This window comes from Sphingobium phenoxybenzoativorans, from assembly GCF_001757355.1.
Classification (GTDB): Bacteria; Pseudomonadota; Alphaproteobacteria; order Sphingomonadales; family Sphingomonadaceae; genus Sphingobium; species Sphingobium phenoxybenzoativorans.
The window spans coordinates 1-15,997 of record NZ_MINO01000078.1 but is presented as its reverse complement, the minus strand read 5'-3'; the positions used below and the strand labels follow the sequence as shown (position 1 = coordinate 15,997).

The window sequence follows — 15,997 nt, the reverse complement described above, 5'->3', positions numbered from 1 at the left end:
GTGCGCGCATTGACCTTGGCCAGGCTGGCGGGCAGCAGGCCGTCGCGGGCCATGACGAAGAAGATGCGGCTTTGCCCGTACAGGAAGGCGAGGATCACCGTGGGCAGCGCGATGATCGCCGCCGCGCCGATGATCGCCGCCGTGCCGCCCTGCCCCAATTGGCGCAGGATCAGCGCCAGCGGCTCCGGGCTGTTGGCATAGACGGTGTAGGACATCGATCCCACCGCGACCGCCGCCACGCCGACATAGACGGCCGTGCAGACCGCCAGCGACCCGATGATGCCGATCGGCAGGTCGCGCCCCGGCCGCTTCGCTTCCTCCGCCGCCGTCGAAATCGCGTCGAAGCCGTAAAAGGCGAAGAAGATGATCGCCGCCGCCGCCATCACGCCGCGCTGCACGCCATCGACATCATGCTTCGCAAAGCCATAGGGCATGAAGGGCTTGAAATGCGACGCATCGAAATGCGGCAGCGCGACGACAACGAAGATCAGCAGCGCAATGATTTTCACCAGCACCAGTATCGCATTCACCGTCGCGCTTTCCTTGGTGCCGAGCGCCAGCAGGCCGGCGACGACCGCGACGATCAACATCGCCGGAATGTTGATCAGGCCGCCGGCATGCGGCCCGGCGGACATGGCGAGCGGCAGGTCAAGGCCGATCGAGTGCAGGAAGCCCACGGCATAGCCCGACCAGCCCACGGCCACCGCGCTCACCACCAGCGAATATTCCAGGATCAGGCTCCAGCCCACGACCCAGGCGATGATCTCGCCCAGCACGACATAGCTGTAGGTATAGGCGCTGCCCGACGCCGGGATCATCGTCGCCACCTCGGCATAGGCCAGCGCGGCGCAGGCGCAGATCGCGCCCGCAATCAGGAAGGAGAGGGTGACGGCCGGCCCGGCGAGATTGGCGCCGACGCCGACCAGCGTATAGATGCCGGTGCCGACGATCGCCCCCACGCCCAGGGCGACAAGATGCCACCAGCTAAGCGTCGGATTGAGGCGATGATGGCTGGCAAGGCTATCGAGTCCGACCGCCTTGCGCTGCATCCAGTTCTTCATGCCCATGTCCCTCCCCGGTGGCCGGAGAGGGAGTGTAGGGGCGAAATCAGGCGGTGACCAGAGTCCCGCCCGCGCGTGAACTGTTCAGCCCTGACGTGCGAAAGTCGCGCTTCAGTTGATCCGCGACACGGATCGACATGGCCACGATCGACAGGGTGGGATTGGCGTAGCCGCCGGTCGGAAACACGCTGGATCCGGAGATCATCAGATTGTCCACGCCATGCACGCGGCACTGGGAATCCACCACGCCCTTTGTGGGGTCGTCATGCATCCGGGTCGCGCCCATGAAGTGGGTGGTGGAGCTGGTCTTGACCTCGACCGGATCCTGCACCTTGAACTCGCCGATGCCGCTCTTGCGGATTTCGCGGGCCATGATCTGTTGCGACTTGCGCACCATGTCCATGTCCGCATCATTCCAGGTGCAGTGGATTTCGATCCGGCGGTTGCCGAGCGCGTCCAGCTCCTTGCCCAGGACGATCCGGTTATCCCGGCGGGGCGGCTGCTCCACTTGGTGCAGGACTTCGAAATGGTCGAATTCCTCCGACGGCCTTTCCCTGTTGGACCAGCCGCCAATGCCCAGATGGGAAATCGGCGCGAACAGGCGGTCATAGAACTGGCGGCCGATGCCATCGACGCCCTTTGCCGCGGTGAAGATGTCGCCGATATTGAACTTGCCGCGCTTCTGCATGGCGGCGCGCAGGCGCTGCGACGCCTGGAACCCGGCCTCCCGCCGCGCGCCCATGCTGCGCCGGGGGAACAGGATGCCGCTCAGGTTCACGCACTGCTCCTGGCGCAGCACCTCGTCGGTGAGCTGCAGATGGCCCATCGCCGACATGCCGTCGATGCGGCGCAGATCGTAAAGCGCCATGCGGTCGATCAGATCGCGCGAGGCGGGCGTGAAGGTGCCGCCGAACAGCAGGGGGTGATCCATGAAATAGCGGCCAACCAGGTCATTCTGGTTGCCGATGCCGTTCTGGTGCCGGTCGGTCGAGGCCAGCAGCAGTTGCGGCGTCGACAGGCCGCCCTGGGCCAGCACGAACATGTCAGCCTCGAAGGTGACCTCATGGCCCGGCGCGGTGGTCGCGCGCACGGCGGTAATCCGCTTGCCGCCCTCGTCCATGTCCAGCTTCGTGGCGGTGGCGTTGTAATAGACGCTGACATCGCGGGATGCGTTGATCGCCGCGCGATAGGTTTTCAGGATCACCTCTTTATAGGCGAAATGGAACATGCCGGTCCGTACGCCGGTGCCTTGCAGCGCCAGCGCGCTGGTTTCGGCGCTTTCCCAATCGGCGGGCGTATAGCTGCGCGCATCCAGGTCGAACCAGGACTGCGCCCGGTCATAATAAGGCGCGAAGTCGGAATAGGGGACGGCCCAGCCGCTATCGTCGATCCATGGCCGCGCCTCGAAATCGGCGGCGGTCATCGGCAAAAGGCGGAGGTGGTTGGGTCCCAGGCCCGCATTGACGTGCCACAAAACGCCGTTGCCGCCGAACTGCCGGTTGGTCCAGATGCCGCGATGATCGGGAAAGACCGACGTCTTGGCCGGTTGCCCCAGATCGCTGGCGTCCTTGTCCAGCCCGCCGCTTTCTATGATTGAAACGGATATGCCCGCATTCAGCAATTCTGTAGCAAGGGCGACACCGGCCGGACCTGAACCAACAATGCAAATGCCCGAACGGATGACGCTATCCTGATCAAGGGTCTTGGTATCGACAAACATGAAGTGGCAACTCCCCCGGCGTAACCCGGACTATGCGATGTTCAAATCGGCATCCCCCCACAGGCCTGCCATTTCAGTTCAGTATAAAGGCCGTCAGGCGAGTGGTCCTCTCGCGCATGCCGGCCGGCGTGCATATCTGCGGCAATCAAGTTCCGCCGCTTTATTACGACGAATTGCGATCACCCCCAGAATAATAATGACGAACAGTTCCAACGAAAAGGCGGAAACCGTCAGTGAAAGGGAAATCATGTTTGGAAAGTCCAGCGAACCGCCCAACAAGGATTGCCAAACACCAAACGAACTCCGCGCTCCTATCGGCGATAACATTAACAATTCCGTAAATAACGAAACCAACAGAGCGCCGCCGCACAGCACCAACACCATAAGAACGCCTATCATTGGCTGAATCTGATATTTGGGCGGCTTCATGCGATTCCTTTACATAGGTTATAGGGCATGAGGATTTGACAAAAAGCAAATGACAAAAGCGCGAAAAGGAATGTGGTTTCCTTTTGTCTCTTTACGGGATGAGGGGTGAGGCGGGTCCGCCTCTTTGCGAAGGCCCAACCGGCGCAAGGCCGCACGCCATATCGTCCGTCGCACACCCTGCCACCGCATGCTGCGGGGCAACAAAAAGCTGATATAAATCAATGTTTCTGCTTCATGTCTAACGACGCTCCGCCATCCCGGCGACCAGCGCCGGGCATGGCTCCCTTGCCTGCCCGCATCATGGGATGGGTTGGGATGCGGTATCGGGCGGGGCGCAAAAATTTTTTTGGCGCGAACGGTTCAGGCTGGACAACTTCGCCCCGCCAGCCAGAGCGACTCGCGCGCCGGACGGCCGTTTACTGGATGAAAGGGAGGCGTTAGGGCTTCGAAGCCATGGGACTGGTCGAGGCATGGCTGTAAAAATGGCGAGTATCGACCGTCGGTGGGGGCATGTGTTGCGGTGAGGCCGACGCCAAGCTTGATCCGCTCCATCTGCGCGGAATGCAGCGTCGGCTGCGGGGTTGTCGCGCGTACGCGCGATGACCGGCGCGTCGAGCTGGAAGGGGACATGCGCCATCCCGCGAATCGGGGCGATCTTTGCCACCGCGCCGTTCAGCCGGGCGAATCCGCATCTCTGGACCAGCGCCTGCTGCATCCGAAAATCCAGGGCAGGAAAGCGGGTTGGCCCAGGGCCGCAGCCCATATCGCAAAGCGCCTGGCCGATTTCGTCGCGCGCCATGGTCCGCAAAGCGTCGCCATGCGCTTGTCCGACCGGTTGCTGACCGAAGATTATTATATCGCGAACAAGATGATGAAGGGCTTCATCGGATCGGCGGACATCGCCCTCCTCCCGGACCCTCATTCTCCGGCCCTTCAATCTCCGGCAGATGCGCTGATCATGGCGTTGGGCGAGGATGTCGTGCCCGCGACGGCCGACGACATCGACCGGGCGAAGCTTGTCATCATCGCCGGAACCGATATCCGGCGGGACCTCCCGATCCTGTGGCGCAGGATTGTCGCGGCGCAGGAAAGTCAGGCCGCGACGATCGTGATGATCGGCGGCGAGAAGCCGGAAGACAGCGCGGCGTCGGACATCCATCTGGCGATCCGGCATCTGGCGATCCGGCCAGGCACGGAAAGCATCCTGTTCACCGGCCTCCTCGCCTTTTCCCGCCGCGCCGGAATTGTCGACCGGCCATTCCTTGAATCGCATGTGATCACGCCGCGGGGCTTCTGGGATGCGCTTGAGGAGGGGCATGACCTGTGGTCCACTGCCCGCGCCTGCGATGTGGCGCCGGCCGATCTGCAGTCCTTTTACGACCTGTTCGCCGCAAACCCGAAAACAATGACCCTGTTCGGCGATGCTTCCCTGACCGGGGCGGTGCTCAACGCGCATCTTGCGACCGGGCGGATCGGCAGGCCGGGGGCCGCGCCATTTCCCCTGGCGGCCGCATCCAATGCGATGGGCGCGCGGGAGGTCGGCATATCGCCCGCCACCCTGGCGGCGCATATGGACTTCACCGCTGATCATGTCGCGCTCGCCGGCCGCTTCTGGGGCGGCGCGAACATGGCCGCGCAGCCCGTGGAAAGCGCCGGTCACCTGATCGGCCCGGAAACAAGGGCGCTCTGGCTAGTGGGGGACGATGTGCTGCAACCGCAGGATGCGGACATCATCCGGGATGCGCAGGCGGCTGGCCTGTTCGTCATCCATTCGCACAGCGTCGCGGACGACAGCCCTGCGGACGTGCACCTGCCCGCCGCCGGATGGGGGGAGCAGAACGGGACATCGACCGGCTTCGACCGGATGATCAGCCGCCAGCGGCCTTTCTTCCCCACTGCCGGAGAGGCGCGGCCGCACTGGTGGATCATGACTCAGGTGGCGCGCGACATGGGCTGGCGCGACGCCTTTTATTTCGCCTATCCGGCGGAGGTGTATCGCGAACATGCGCGCCTGTCCGCTTATGGCAATGCGGGGGCGCGGCTGTTCGACATTCGCCGCCATGCCGCGATATCCAACCCGGCCTATGATGAAATGACATCATGGCGTTGGGGCGGCGCGCCCTTCATGGACGGCCGCTTTCACACGGCCGATGGAAGGGCGCGGCTGATGCCGGTGGAGCAGGCGATATCCTCAGGCGCCGGAAAGACTCTCGTCCCCGGCGCCTAGAGTGATTTCGAGTGAAATGGAACCGGCGATCAGCTCAGCAGCTTGATGATCGAGGAGAAGTCCTTGCCGCCCTCGCCCTTGTTGGCGAGAAGCTGGTAGAGCGCTTCGGCTGCGTTGCCCATCGGCACGCTGGCGTTGACCGACGCCGCCGCCTCTGTGGCGAGCTTCAGGTCCTTCAGCATCAGCGCGACGGCGAAGCCGCCCTGATAATCATTGTCGGCGGGCGTCTGCGGGCCGACGCCGGGCAGCGGGCAATAGCTGGTCATCGACCAGCTCTGGCCGGACGAGACGCTGGAAATGTCATAGAAGGTCTGCGGGTCGAGGCCCAGCTTCTGCGCCATGGCGAAGGCTTCGCAGGTGGCGACCATCGTCGCGCCCAGCAGCATGTTGTTGCAGATTTTCGCGCCCTGGCCGGTGCCCGCGCCGCCCGCATGGATCACCGCCTTGCCCATCGCCGACAGGATCGGCTTGGCCTTGGCGAAGGCCGCATCCTCGCCGCCGACCATGAAGGTTAGCGTGCCGCCATTGGCCGCGGCGATGCCGCCGGAAACCGGGGCGTCGACCATCTCGAAACCCTTGGCCGTCGCCGCCTCGATCACGCGGCGGGCGGTGGCGACGTCGATGGTCGAGCAATCGAGGAACAGCGCGCCGGGCTTCGCCGCGCCGAACACGTCGTTGGTGTAGACCGCCTCGACATGCTTGCCCGCGGGCAGCATCGTAACCACCGCATCGGCCCCGGCAACGGCGTCGGCCGCCCCCGTGCTGCGCGTCGCGCCCGCCGCCTCTGCCTTGGCCAGCGCATCTTCGGACAGGTCGAACGCCCGCACGGCATAACCGTTCTTTACAAGGTTCGCGGCCATGCCGCCGCCCATATTGCCAAGGCCGATAAATGCGATGGTGGTGGTCATTGGGATACTCTCCGACTTGTATCGTCATCCCAGCGCAGGCTGGGATCTCATGCCTCTATGCTGCGCCCGTCGCCTGAGACCCCAGCTTTCGCTGGGGTGACGACCGGACGGCGTTACCGTCCCTTCCAGACGCCGGGGCGCTTCTCGACGAAGGCGGCCATGCCTTCCATCTTGTCCTCGGTGGCGGTCAGGATCTGGAACAGGCGGCGTTCGCTCAGCACGCCTTGATTGAGGCCGCTTTCGAACGCCAGATTGACCATCTCCTTGTTGATCATGGTGGCCATCGGCGGCATCGCCGCGATCGTGGCGGCGGTCTTGAGCGCTTCGTCCAGCAGGTCGGCGGCCGGAACCACGCGCGACACCAGGCTGGCGCGCTCGGCCTCCGCCGCGTCCATCATCCGGCCGGTCAGGCACATTTCCATCGCCTTCGCCTTGCCGACCGCGCGGGTCAGGCGCTGCGAACCGCCCATGCCGGGGGCGACGCCCAGCTTGATTTCCGGCTGGCCGAATTTCGCGGTGTCGGCCGCGATGATGAAATCGGCCATCATCGCCACTTCGCATCCGCCGCCCAGCGCGAAGCCGGCGACGGCCGCGATCCAGGGCTTGCGGGTCGCGACCACATCCCGCTGCCAACCGGAGAAGAAATCCTCCAGGAAGAAGTCGGAGGCGGGCTTGTCGGCCATCTGCTTGATGTCCGCGCCGGCGGCGAACGCCTTCTCGCCGCTGCCGGTCAGGACCGCGCAGCGCTGCGACGGGTCGGCGTCATATTTGGCGAAGGCGTCCGACAGCTCGGCCAGCACCTGCGTATTGAGGGCGTTCAGCGCCTGCGGACGATTGATGGTGATGAGCGTGACGGCGTCGCGCTGTTCAACGAGGATGGTTTCGTAGGACATGGTTCAGGCTCCCTGGTCAGGCGCTTAATTCAGGCAATGGGGTCCATTCCTTTTCCGGCGGCAGGGGCGCGAAAAGGGAATCGACAAGGGCGTCGGTAACAGCTTCCGGGGTCGCAGGCTCCCACTTGGGCGCATTATCCTTCTCGAAGATCACGGCGCGCACGCCCTCGACGAAATCGGGACGGCGGATGACGTGGCAGGCGATCCGGTATTCGTTGCGCATATTGTCGGCGAAATCGGTAAAGGCCGCGCCCTCGACGAGTTGCCGCAGCGCCACCTTGATCGTCTGGGGCGATTTGGTCGCAAGCACCGACAATTGCTTCTGCGCCCATTCCGAACCGTCGGCGTTCAGCGCGGCAAGGATGTCCTCATAACGGTCCGACGCGAACAGCCGGTCGATGTCGGCGCGCTGGCTTTCCAGCTTGGACGGCGGCGGGGTTTCCGTTCCGGCGTCCAGGATCGCGGCGAGCGAAGCGGGATCGGCCATGATCTTCGCCTTCACATCCTCCAGCTTTTCGGAAGGCATATAATGGGTGGCGAGGCCGATCGCTTTTGCGTCCGCGCCGTCGATCCGGCCCCCGGTGGCGGCGAGATACGCGCCGATCCGGCCGGGCAGGCGCGGCAGGAACCATCCGCCGCCGACATCGGGGAACAGGCCGATGCCGGTTTCGGGCATGGCGAACATCGTCCGCTCCGTCGCGACCCGGTAGCGGGCGGGCAGGGAGATGCCGACGCCGCCGCCCATCGTAATGCCGTCGATGAAGGCGACGATCGGCTTGTCATAGACGAACAGCAGATGGTTCATCCGATATTCGACATGGAAGAAGCGTTCCGCCTCCACGCAATCGGCCTTGGCGCTGTTGGCGATCAGCGCGATGTCGCCGCCCGCGCAGAAGCCGCGCGATAATTTCGGGTCGCCGTCCGGGGCTGGCGCATGATCGATCATGACCGCGACAACGGCGTCATCCTTGCGCCAGGCGAGCAGCGCTTCATTCACCGCCTCGCACATGCCGGGCGTCAGCGCATGAATCGCCTTGGGACGGTTGAGCCGGATGCGGCCGACGCCGTTATCGATGAAGGTCAGGACTTCTTCGGTCACGCGATTTTAGCTCCACCGTTCGTGCTGAGTAGGGATTGAGCGAAGCCGAAAGCCCGTATCGAAGCATCCTCGCGCAAAGCAACAGTCCTTCGATACGCCACTTCGACAAGCTCAGTGGCACTCAGGACGAACGGTGAGAGGGAGGACAGGGCTTTGTTCACTGCCGCAACATGTCCCGTCCGACGATCATCCGCATGACCTGATTGGTGCCCTCAAGGATCGAATGGACGCGCAAATCGCGCCAGAAGCGCTCGATCGGATAATCCTGCAGATAGCCATAGCCGCCATGCAGTTGCAGCGCGCGGTCGACCACCGACGATCCGGTATCGGTCGCGAACCGCTTGGCCATCGCAGCGAAGCGGGTCTTGTCCGGCGCATTGGCCGTCACCTTGGCGGCGGCGAGATAGAGCAGCGCGCGCGCCGCCTCCAGCTCCGTCGCCATGTCGGCCAGGGTGAACTGCGTCGCCTGGAAATCGGCGATCGCCCGGCCGAACTGCTTGCGGTCCTTGGTGTAGGTCACGGCTTCATCGAGGCAGCGCTGCGCGCCGCCCAGCGAGCAGGCGCCGATGTTGAGGCGGCCGCCGTCGAGACCCATCATCGCGATGCGGAAACCTTCACCCTCGGCGCCGACCAGATTCTCCACGGGCACCCGCACGCCGTCAAAATTGACCTGCGCGGTCGGCTGGCTGTGCCATCCCAGCTTCTTCTCCTGCGCGCCGAAGCTGACGCCGGGCATATCCTTCTCGATGAGGAGGCAGCTTATCCCCTTCGGGCTGTCATCGCCGGTGCGGACCATGACGAGATAGATTTCATTCTCGCCGCCGCCGGAAATGAACTGTTTGGAGCCGGTGACGACATAATGGTCGCCATCCTTGACCGCCTTGGTCTTGAGGCTGGCGGCGTCCGATCCCGCGCCGGCTTCCGTCAGGCAATAGCTCGCCATGCGGTTCATCGGCACCAGATCGGGCAGATATGCGTCCTTCAGCGTCTGACTGCCGAAGCGATCGACCATCCATGCGGCCATATTGTGGATGGAGATGAAGGCGCTGGTGGACGGACAGCCATAGGCCATCGCCTCCATGATGATCGCCGACTCAAGCCGCCCCAGGCCGATGCCGCCTGACTCCTCCGACACATAGATGCCGCCAAAGCCCAGATCGGCCGCCGCCTTGATCGTGTCGCGGGGGAAGATGTGCTTCTCGTCCCACTCCGCCGCATGGGGCGTGATGGCGTCGGCAGTGAACTTGCGCGCCATATCCTGAATGGCGAGCTGGTCCTCGGTAAGCTCGAACTGGGTCGTCATGATGTCTTATGATCCAAATAGCCGTCATGCCGGACTTGATCCGGCATCCATTGGCGCTTCATATCCTCGTCATGCCTAATCAGCCATGCGTCTACATATTGGCAAGCGGCCGGCACGGCACATTGTATGTCGGCGTGACCGGGCATCTGATCGAACGCATCCACCAGCATCGAACGACTATGATGGATGGCTTTACTGCTCGTCATTCCGTTCACCGCCTCGTCTGGTTTGAATATCAGGCAGATTTTCCCACCGCGATCGCACTCGAAAAGAAACTGAAAAAATGGCGACGGGACTGGAAGGTGTCGCTGATCGAGAAGGACAATCCGTTCTGGGAAGATCGCGCAATCATTCTGGGCCTTCCGCCGCTTGGTTCAAGCTAGAGCCAATGGATGCCGGATCAAGTCCGGCATGACGGCTCAAGGGGTATCGTCAGCATGACGATGGGGAGCGAAAGCCTGCTTCCGCTCCCCAAATACCTCACCCCATCGTCGGGATGACGAAGGCGCTGTCGCCGGAGCTGCCGCCGTCCGGCCAGCGCTGGGTGATCGTCTTGACCTTGGTCCAGAACTTCACGCCTTCCATGCCGTGCTGGTTGGTGTCGCCGAACGCCGACCGCTTCCAGCCGCCGAAGGTGTGGTAAGCGACCGGCACCGGGATCGGCACGTTGATGCCGACCATGCCGACATCGACGCGCGCCGCAAATTCGCGGGCGGCGTGGCCGTTGCGCGTGAACAGGGCGACGCCATTGCCATATTGATGCTTGCTGGGGAGCGACACGGCTTCCTCGAAGCTTTCGGCGCGGACCATCTGCAGCACGGGGCCGAAGATTTCCTCCTTATAGGCTTCCATATCGGTGGTGACATGGTCGAACAGCGTCGGGCCGACGAAGAAGCCTTCCTCATGCCCCTGCAGCTTAAAGCCGCGGCCGTCGATCACCAGCTCCGCGCCCTCGTCGACGCCGGTCTGAATCCAGTTTTCGATCTTCTGCTTGTGCGCGGCGGTGACGACCGGGCCGTAATGCGCCTCCGCATCGGTGGAGACGCCGACGCGCAGCGCCTCGATCGCCGGGATCAGCTTTTCGCGCAGCGCAATGGCGGTCTTTTCACCGACCGGCACCACGACCGGCAGCGCCATGCAGCGCTCGCCCGCCGAGCCGAAGGCCGCGCCGGACAGGTCGTTGACGACTTGATCAAGATCCGCGTCCGGCATGACGATGCCGTGATTCTTCGCGCCGCCCATGGCTTGCACGCGCTTGCCGGCGTCGACGCCGCGCTTGTAGACATAATGGGCGATGTCGGACGAACCGACGAAGCTGACCGCCTTGATATCCGGGTGATCGAGGATGGCGTCGACCATTTCCTTGTCGCCCTGCACGACCTGCAGGATGCCCTCGGGCAGACCGGCCTCAAGGAACAGTTCGGCGAGGCGCACCGGCACCGACGGATCGCGCTCGGACGGCTTCAGGATGAAGGCGTTGCCGGTGGCGATCGCCACGCCGGACATCCACAGCGGGATCATGCCGGGGAAGTTGAACGGGGTGATGCCCGCGCCGATGCCCAGCGGCTGGCGGAAGGAATAGACGTCGATGCCCGGACCCGCGCCTTGCGTATATTCGCCCTTCAGGACATGCGGGATGCCGCAGCAGAATTCGATGACCTCCAGGCCGCGCTGAATGTCGCCCTTGGCGTCGGCGATGACCTTGCCATGCTCGGACGAAAGCAGGTGGGCCAGCTCGTCCATATTCTTCTCGACCAGCGCCTTGAAGTTGAACATCACGCGGGCGCGGCGCTGCGGATTGACGGCGGCCCATGCGGGCTGCGCCTTCTTGGCGGCTTCGACGGCGAGGTCGAGCAGCGCCTTGTCGCCCAGCGCGACGCGGGCCTGGACGCCGCCATTATTGGGATCGAACACATCGCTGTAACGGGCGGCCTTGCCGTCATGGGCAAAGGCGAGCTTGTGGGAAATCTCACGCATAACGGGCGGTTCCTCTCGGCATAGATCCTGATGGAGTCGTTGGCGCGCCTTCTGAACCATTGCGGAATTGCACACAATGGGGCACATGCGCAACATGGCGCTGCGATTTTGCAGGGGTGCGGTGAGATGTTCGACTGGGACGACCTGCGGATTTTTCTGGCGGTGGCCCGCGCGCGCAAGATCGCGCCGGCCGCGCGCACGCTGGGGATCGACGCGACGACGATCGGGCGGCGGCTGACGCGGCTTGGCCGGTCGCTGGAGGCCGAACTGTTCGAGATTGCCGGGGGAGAGCGCAGCCTTACCGAACGCGGGCAGGCGCTGTTCCGCCATGCGGAGGCCGTCGAAAGCGCCACGCTTGCGGCGATGGAGGAGGTGACGGGTGAATCGCGCAGCCTGTCCGGTCAGGTCCGCCTGTCGGTGGCCGAGGGGTTCGGCACATGGATATTGGCCCCCGGCCTTGCAGACTTTCATGCGCAGAATCCGGGCATCCGGCTGGACCTGATCACCGCGTCGGGTTTCCTCAACCCGTCGAAGCGGGAGGCGGACATGGCGGTCATGCTGGCGCGGCCGCAGCGGGGGCGGCTGGCGGTCCGGCGTCTGGGCGATTATCGCCTGCACCTCTATGCCGCCCCCGCCTATCTCCAGCGGGCCGGAAATCCGGGGCAGCGCGCGGCCCTGCGCGACCATACGCTGATCGGCTATGTCCCTGAATTTATTTTCTCGCCCGAACTGGACTATCTGGGCGAAGTGGAGGCGGGGCTGGAGGCGCATCTGCGCAGCACCAGCATCAATGTGCAGCACCGCATGGTCGCGGAGGGGGCCGGAATAGGGGTGTTGCCCGACTTTATCGGGCGCAGCGATCCACGCCTCGTGCCGGTGCTGGACGCCGATGTGGAGATACAGCGCAGCTTCTGGCTGGTGACGCATGGCGACATGCGGGCGCTGGCGCGGATCGCGGCAGTCGCCCAATGGCTGCAACGCCGTGTCGATTCCCTGTCGGTTGATCGCATCCGGCCTATCGACGTAACGTCCGCGTCACGTTAAGCGGAGACTCCAACCTTGAAGGGAGCATCCGGGTCGCGCCAATGCAGAACAGGTTCAAACGCATCCGCGCATCCGCTCTCGATTGCATGCCCGACCACCGGACGCAGGCGTCCGAATATCTGAACTTTCTGGCGGCCTGGGTGAAAAAGCCCCGGCAGACCGCCTCGGTGGTGCCGAGCAGCCGTTACCTCGCCCGCCTGATGGTGCGCGACATCGCGGCGGATGGCGGCCGGGTGATGGAGTTGGGCGGCGGCACCGGCGTATTCACCCGCGAGATATTGTCGACGGGCCTGCCCGCGGACATGCTGGAGGTGGTGGAGATCAACCCGGCCTTCGCGCGCGGCCTGCGCCGCCATTTTCCCGGCGTGTCGATCCTTGAGGTTCCCGCCCAGTCCGTCTCATCCAGCGCGGCGGGCAAGCCGGGCGACTATCAGATCGTCGTCAGCGGCCTGCCCCTGCTGGCGATGGACAAGGCGATGCACATCGCCATCCTGTCGGAAGCCTTCGCGATGCTGAAACCGGGCGGCAGCTTCGTCCAGTTCACCTATTCGCTGCGCCCGCCGATCAGCCGGGACACGATGGCCCTGCTGGGGCTGGAGGTTGAGCGCGTGGGGCAGACGGTGCGCAATTTCCCGCCCGCGACGGTGTTCCGCTTCACCCGTCCGGTCTGACGCAACGGATCTTCGTCCTGATGGGATTGGCGCGCGCTGGTGCCCGTGCGGCAAACGCGACACTTCCAACATCGCGGCCAACATCGCGGCCAAATCCAACGCATCGGGCGCGCGGGCGTGATCCTACAAAGTCGACACTTCCAACAAGGCCGGTCCAACAGGCCGGAAATTAACAATCATATTTCAATAAGTTAATTGAAGGCTCAAAAAGGCCGGGACTGCATATACCGTCGCATTCGCCATCGCATTATGCCCGGTTTGTCAGACCAGAGTCAGCCGGTCGTCCAGTGACATGGCCTGAAGGAACGACACTGGACCGCCCGCGCTGATCCGCTGGTCAAGGTCCTCCGCCGCCAGACCGCACAGGCTCAGCCCGCTCTGGCAGGCGATGACCTCCACCCCCAAAGACAATGCGCCGTCCAGCAACGTCGCAAGCGGGGGCAGGCCGTGGACGGCGTGCATGGCGTCGCCGGGCACGGCGATCGGCTGGCGAAGCAGGGCCGCCGCCTCATGCTGCAACAGGACCGCCGTGGGTTCGCCCAGCGCGGCATGCGCGGCCGCGATCGTCAATGCGCCGCGAAACCGTTCGGCGTCGGCGGTCAGGACAATGATCTTCAGGCCGGGCATGACAGGGCCGCGCAGGCGGGGCAGGCCGGGTCCTTGGGCAGGGACAGGGTGCGAAACCGCAGGGACAATGTGTCGGCAAGCAGCACCTTGCCCGCGCTGTCGTCGCCGAAGGGACAGATGGCGCGGATCACCTCCAGCGCGGCCATGCTACCGATAATGCCGGTCAGCGCGCCGACGACGCCCTGATCGGAACAATTCACGTCCGGCCGTGCGGGATCGTTCCCGACAAAACAGCGATAACAGGGCTTGTCCGCTTCCCATCCGCGATAGACGGCCAACTGCCCGTCAAACTGCCCCACGGCCGCCGAAATCAGCGGGATGCGCAGCCGCGTCGCCATGTCGGAAACGGCCAGGCGGGTATCGAAATTGTCGCATCCGTCCAGGATGACGTCGGTATCGCGCAGCAGGTCCGCGGCATTGTCCCGCGTGATCCGCAGGTTGATCGGCACCAGCTTCACATCGGGGTTCAATCTTGCGACGGCGCTCATCGCCGCCTCCGCCTTTGGCCGGTCGATATCGGCGGTGCCAAACAGGGTTTGGCGCTGCAGGTTCGATAAGGATACCAGGTCGTCATCAATGACCCGGATGGCGCCGACGCCCGCGGCCGCCAGATATTGGATGGCCGGGCTGCCAATGCCGCCCGCGCCGATCACCGCCACCTGGGCGGACAGTAGCCGGGCCTGCCCGGCCCCGCCGATTTCCTTCAGGATGATATGGCGCGCATAGCGTTCAAGCTGCGCGTCGCTCAACGTCATCCCTGAAATTCCACGGAGAAATCCAGCGTCGTCCAGTACCAGTGTGGCCGCCCATCGGCGGGGACGGGCGTATTGCCCTTCATCATGCGCAACTGCTCGGTCGCCGCGACGGTATCAAGGCCGGGGCAGTCGGTGTTGAGCGGTACGATCTTGGACACGTTTCCAGTCCCGGACACCAGCACGAACATCGGCACGGACACGGTGCTCAGCTTGTTCTGGACGCTGACCGGCGTCTTGCACTTGCCGCGCTCGATCGCCGCAAAGCCTTTCAGGCTGCTCATCGCGGTTGTCCGGGCCGCTTTCGGCAGGGTCAGGCGCTCCGTAGACTCCAGCGATGTGGGCATGGGCGGCAATGTCTGCGCACAAGCGAAAGAAGGAATGGCAAAGGTCGCCAACAGGGCCAGTTGATACCTCATCCTCACACTCCTGTGGATCCGAACCCTCCCGCGCCACGGGCCGTTCCATCCAGTTCTTCTACCTCGGCGAAGCGGGCATGCTGCACCGGGGCGGGGACGATCTGGGCGATGCGGTCGCCCCGGCGAATGGGAAAGGCATCGGCCCCGTGATTGATCATAATGATCTTCAGCTCGCCGCGATAGTCGCTGTCTATCGTCCCCGGCGTATTGGGCACGGTGACGCCATGTTTCAGCGCAAGGCCGGACCGGGGGCGCACCTGCACCTCATAGCCCGGCGGGATCGCCATGGCGAAACCGGTCGCGACCGCGTGGCGCTGGCCGGGGGCGAGGTCCAGCTCCTCCGCCGCAACCACGTCCATGCCCGCCGCGCCATCGGTGGTGTAGGATGGCGCAGGCAGTCCCTCGCCATGCGGCAGGCGTTTCAGCAGGATATTAATCGTCGGCAGGGGATGTGAGGGCATTGGCCACTTTCTCGATCAGGCGGTTGGCGACGGCGTCCTTGGGCAGGTCCTCCCAGCTTTCGGTGCCGCTGGCGGTGACGATATGGACCCGGTTGGCGTCGCCGCCCATCACGTCGCCCGACACGTCATTGGCGACGATCCAGTCAGCGCCCTTCTTCGCCAGCTTGGCGCGGGCATGCTCCTCCAGCTTCTGCGTTTCGGCGGCGAAACCGATCAGCAGCGCGGGGCGCTTCGCATGATGCCCAAGCGTGGCGAGGATGTCGGGATTTTCGGTCAGGGCGAGCGGCTCCGGCGCGCTTCCGGCTTTCTTGATCTTCTGTCCCGATGGCGCCTGCGCGCGCCAGTCGGCAACGGCGGCGACCATGATCGCGGCATCGGCGGGGAGCGCGCCTTCAACCGCCGCCAG

General features: G+C 64.3%; 17 protein-coding genes. 4 read left to right on the top strand and 13 right to left on the bottom strand.

The window, feature by feature from the left end; genetic code table 11:
• From BHQ40_RS21255 to BHQ40_RS25865, 3 genes are all read right to left on the bottom strand, one after another.
• Window positions 1-1,061 (bottom strand): amino acid permease (locus BHQ40_RS21255; RefSeq protein ID WP_083277085.1); only part of this gene is annotated, 1,061 nt, incomplete at its 3' end.
• A gap of 46 nt (window positions 1,062-1,107) precedes the next feature.
• Complete coding sequence (locus BHQ40_RS21250; protein ID WP_070157803.1) at window positions 1,108-2,781, bottom strand: GMC oxidoreductase; 1,674 nt, start codon at window positions 2,779-2,781, stop codon at window positions 1,108-1,110.
• Between the two features lie 93 nt (window positions 2,782-2,874).
• The gene (locus BHQ40_RS25865; RefSeq protein WP_139139399.1) at window positions 2,875-3,210 is read right to left on the bottom strand and encodes a hypothetical protein; all 336 of its coding nucleotides are present in this window, start codon (window positions 3,208-3,210) and stop codon (window positions 2,875-2,877) included.
• A 502-nt stretch (window positions 3,211-3,712) separates the two neighbouring features.
• On the opposite strand from BHQ40_RS25865, the gene BHQ40_RS21245 reads away from it, so the two are divergent.
• On the top strand, window positions 3,713-5,437 hold the full coding sequence (locus BHQ40_RS21245) for a molybdopterin-dependent oxidoreductase (RefSeq protein ID WP_083277083.1): 1,725 nt from the start codon (window positions 3,713-3,715) through the stop codon (window positions 5,435-5,437).
• Window positions 5,438-5,466: 29 nt separating this feature from the next.
• Here BHQ40_RS21245 and mmsB read toward each other — a convergent pair whose 3' ends face one another.
• From mmsB to BHQ40_RS21225, 4 genes are all read right to left on the bottom strand, one after another.
• Complete coding sequence (mmsB, locus tag BHQ40_RS21240; RefSeq protein WP_070157801.1) at window positions 5,467-6,345, bottom strand: 3-hydroxyisobutyrate dehydrogenase; 879 nt, start codon at window positions 6,343-6,345, stop codon at window positions 5,467-5,469.
• 113 nt (window positions 6,346-6,458) lie between these two features.
• Window positions 6,459-7,238 carry an enoyl-CoA hydratase-related protein gene (locus BHQ40_RS21235; RefSeq protein WP_070157800.1) on the bottom strand — a complete coding sequence of 260 codons (780 nt, stop codon included), beginning with the start codon at window positions 7,236-7,238 and terminating at the stop codon, window positions 6,459-6,461.
• 16 nt (window positions 7,239-7,254) lie between these two features.
• Complete coding sequence (locus BHQ40_RS21230; RefSeq protein WP_070157799.1) at window positions 7,255-8,337, bottom strand: enoyl-CoA hydratase/isomerase family protein; 1,083 nt, start codon at window positions 8,335-8,337, stop codon at window positions 7,255-7,257.
• 157 nt (window positions 8,338-8,494) lie between these two features.
• Entirely contained in the window at window positions 8,495-9,640 is a 1,146-nt protein-coding gene (locus tag BHQ40_RS21225; RefSeq protein WP_070157798.1) for an acyl-CoA dehydrogenase family protein, read from the bottom strand.
• A gap of 50 nt (window positions 9,641-9,690) precedes the next feature.
• Here BHQ40_RS21225 and BHQ40_RS21220 point away from each other — a divergent pair, with 50 nt between their 5' ends.
• Window positions 9,691-10,023, top strand: coding sequence for a GIY-YIG nuclease family protein (locus tag BHQ40_RS21220; protein ID WP_435593928.1), 333 nt, complete (start codon window positions 9,691-9,693; stop codon window positions 10,021-10,023).
• A 97-nt stretch (window positions 10,024-10,120) separates the two neighbouring features.
• On the opposite strand, the gene BHQ40_RS21215 is transcribed toward BHQ40_RS21220, so the two are convergent.
• A complete protein-coding gene (locus tag BHQ40_RS21215) occupies window positions 10,121-11,617 on the bottom strand; it encodes a CoA-acylating methylmalonate-semialdehyde dehydrogenase (RefSeq protein WP_070157797.1) in 1,497 nt (498 codons plus the stop codon).
• A 126-nt stretch (window positions 11,618-11,743) separates the two neighbouring features.
• Here BHQ40_RS21215 and BHQ40_RS21210 point away from each other — a divergent pair, with 126 nt between their 5' ends.
• Entirely contained in the window at window positions 11,744-12,661 is a 918-nt protein-coding gene (locus tag BHQ40_RS21210; RefSeq protein WP_070157805.1) for a LysR family transcriptional regulator, read from the top strand.
• Between the two features lie 41 nt (window positions 12,662-12,702).
• Window positions 12,703-13,332: a class I SAM-dependent methyltransferase gene (locus BHQ40_RS21205; protein WP_070157796.1), complete on the top strand. Its 630-nt coding sequence runs from the start codon at window positions 12,703-12,705 to the stop codon at window positions 13,330-13,332.
• A gap of 261 nt (window positions 13,333-13,593) precedes the next feature.
• Here BHQ40_RS21205 and BHQ40_RS21200 read toward each other — a convergent pair whose 3' ends face one another.
• From BHQ40_RS21200 to BHQ40_RS21180, 5 genes are all read right to left on the bottom strand, one after another.
• The gene (locus BHQ40_RS21200; RefSeq protein WP_070157795.1) at window positions 13,594-13,959 is read right to left on the bottom strand and encodes a peroxiredoxin; all 366 of its coding nucleotides are present in this window, start codon (window positions 13,957-13,959) and stop codon (window positions 13,594-13,596) included.
• On the bottom strand, window positions 13,947-14,714 hold the full coding sequence (locus tag BHQ40_RS21195; protein WP_070157794.1) for a HesA/MoeB/ThiF family protein: 768 nt from the start codon (window positions 14,712-14,714) through the stop codon (window positions 13,947-13,949). Before BHQ40_RS21195 ends, BHQ40_RS21200 begins: the two co-directional genes overlap by 13 nt.
• Window positions 14,711-15,130, bottom strand: coding sequence for a hypothetical protein (locus BHQ40_RS21190; protein ID WP_070157793.1), 420 nt, complete (start codon window positions 15,128-15,130; stop codon window positions 14,711-14,713). Before BHQ40_RS21190 ends, BHQ40_RS21195 begins: the two co-directional genes overlap by 4 nt.
• A 2-nt stretch (window positions 15,131-15,132) precedes the next feature.
• Entirely contained in the window at window positions 15,133-15,591 is a 459-nt protein-coding gene (gene dut, locus BHQ40_RS21185) for a dUTP diphosphatase (RefSeq protein WP_070157792.1), read from the bottom strand.
• Window positions 15,563-15,997: phosphopantothenoylcysteine decarboxylase domain-containing protein (locus BHQ40_RS21180; RefSeq protein WP_290438446.1), on the bottom strand; the 435-nt coding region annotated here is incomplete at its 5' end. The genes BHQ40_RS21180 and dut, both read right to left, overlap by 29 nt.

Coding starts and splice junctions, on each gene's coding strand:
- BHQ40_RS21210 (WP_070157805.1), top strand. CDS start 11,744: ATGTTCGACTGGGACGACCTGCGGATTTTTCTGGCGGTGGCCCGCGCG.
- BHQ40_RS21235 (WP_070157800.1), bottom strand. CDS start 7,238: ATGTCCTACGAAACCATCCTCGTTGAACAGCGCGACGCCGTCACGCTC.
- BHQ40_RS21205 (WP_070157796.1), top strand. CDS start 12,703: ATGCAGAACAGGTTCAAACGCATCCGCGCATCCGCTCTCGATTGCATG.
- BHQ40_RS25865 (WP_139139399.1), bottom strand. CDS start 3,210: ATGAAGCCGCCCAAATATCAGATTCAGCCAATGATAGGCGTTCTTATG.
- BHQ40_RS21250 (WP_070157803.1), bottom strand. CDS start 2,781: ATGTTTGTCGATACCAAGACCCTTGATCAGGATAGCGTCATCCGTTCG.
- BHQ40_RS21190 (WP_070157793.1), bottom strand. CDS start 15,130: ATGAGGTATCAACTGGCCCTGTTGGCGACCTTTGCCATTCCTTCTTTC.
- mmsB (WP_070157801.1), bottom strand. CDS start 6,345: ATGACCACCACCATCGCATTTATCGGCCTTGGCAATATGGGCGGCGGC.
- BHQ40_RS21225 (WP_070157798.1), bottom strand. CDS start 9,640: ATGACGACCCAGTTCGAGCTTACCGAGGACCAGCTCGCCATTCAGGAT.
- BHQ40_RS21195 (WP_070157794.1), bottom strand. CDS start 14,714: ATGACGTTGAGCGACGCGCAGCTTGAACGCTATGCGCGCCATATCATC.
- BHQ40_RS21200 (WP_070157795.1), bottom strand. CDS start 13,959: ATGCCCGGCCTGAAGATCATTGTCCTGACCGCCGACGCCGAACGGTTT.
- BHQ40_RS21215 (WP_070157797.1), bottom strand. CDS start 11,617: ATGCGTGAGATTTCCCACAAGCTCGCCTTTGCCCATGACGGCAAGGCC.
- dut (WP_070157792.1), bottom strand. CDS start 15,591: ATGCCCTCACATCCCCTGCCGACGATTAATATCCTGCTGAAACGCCTG.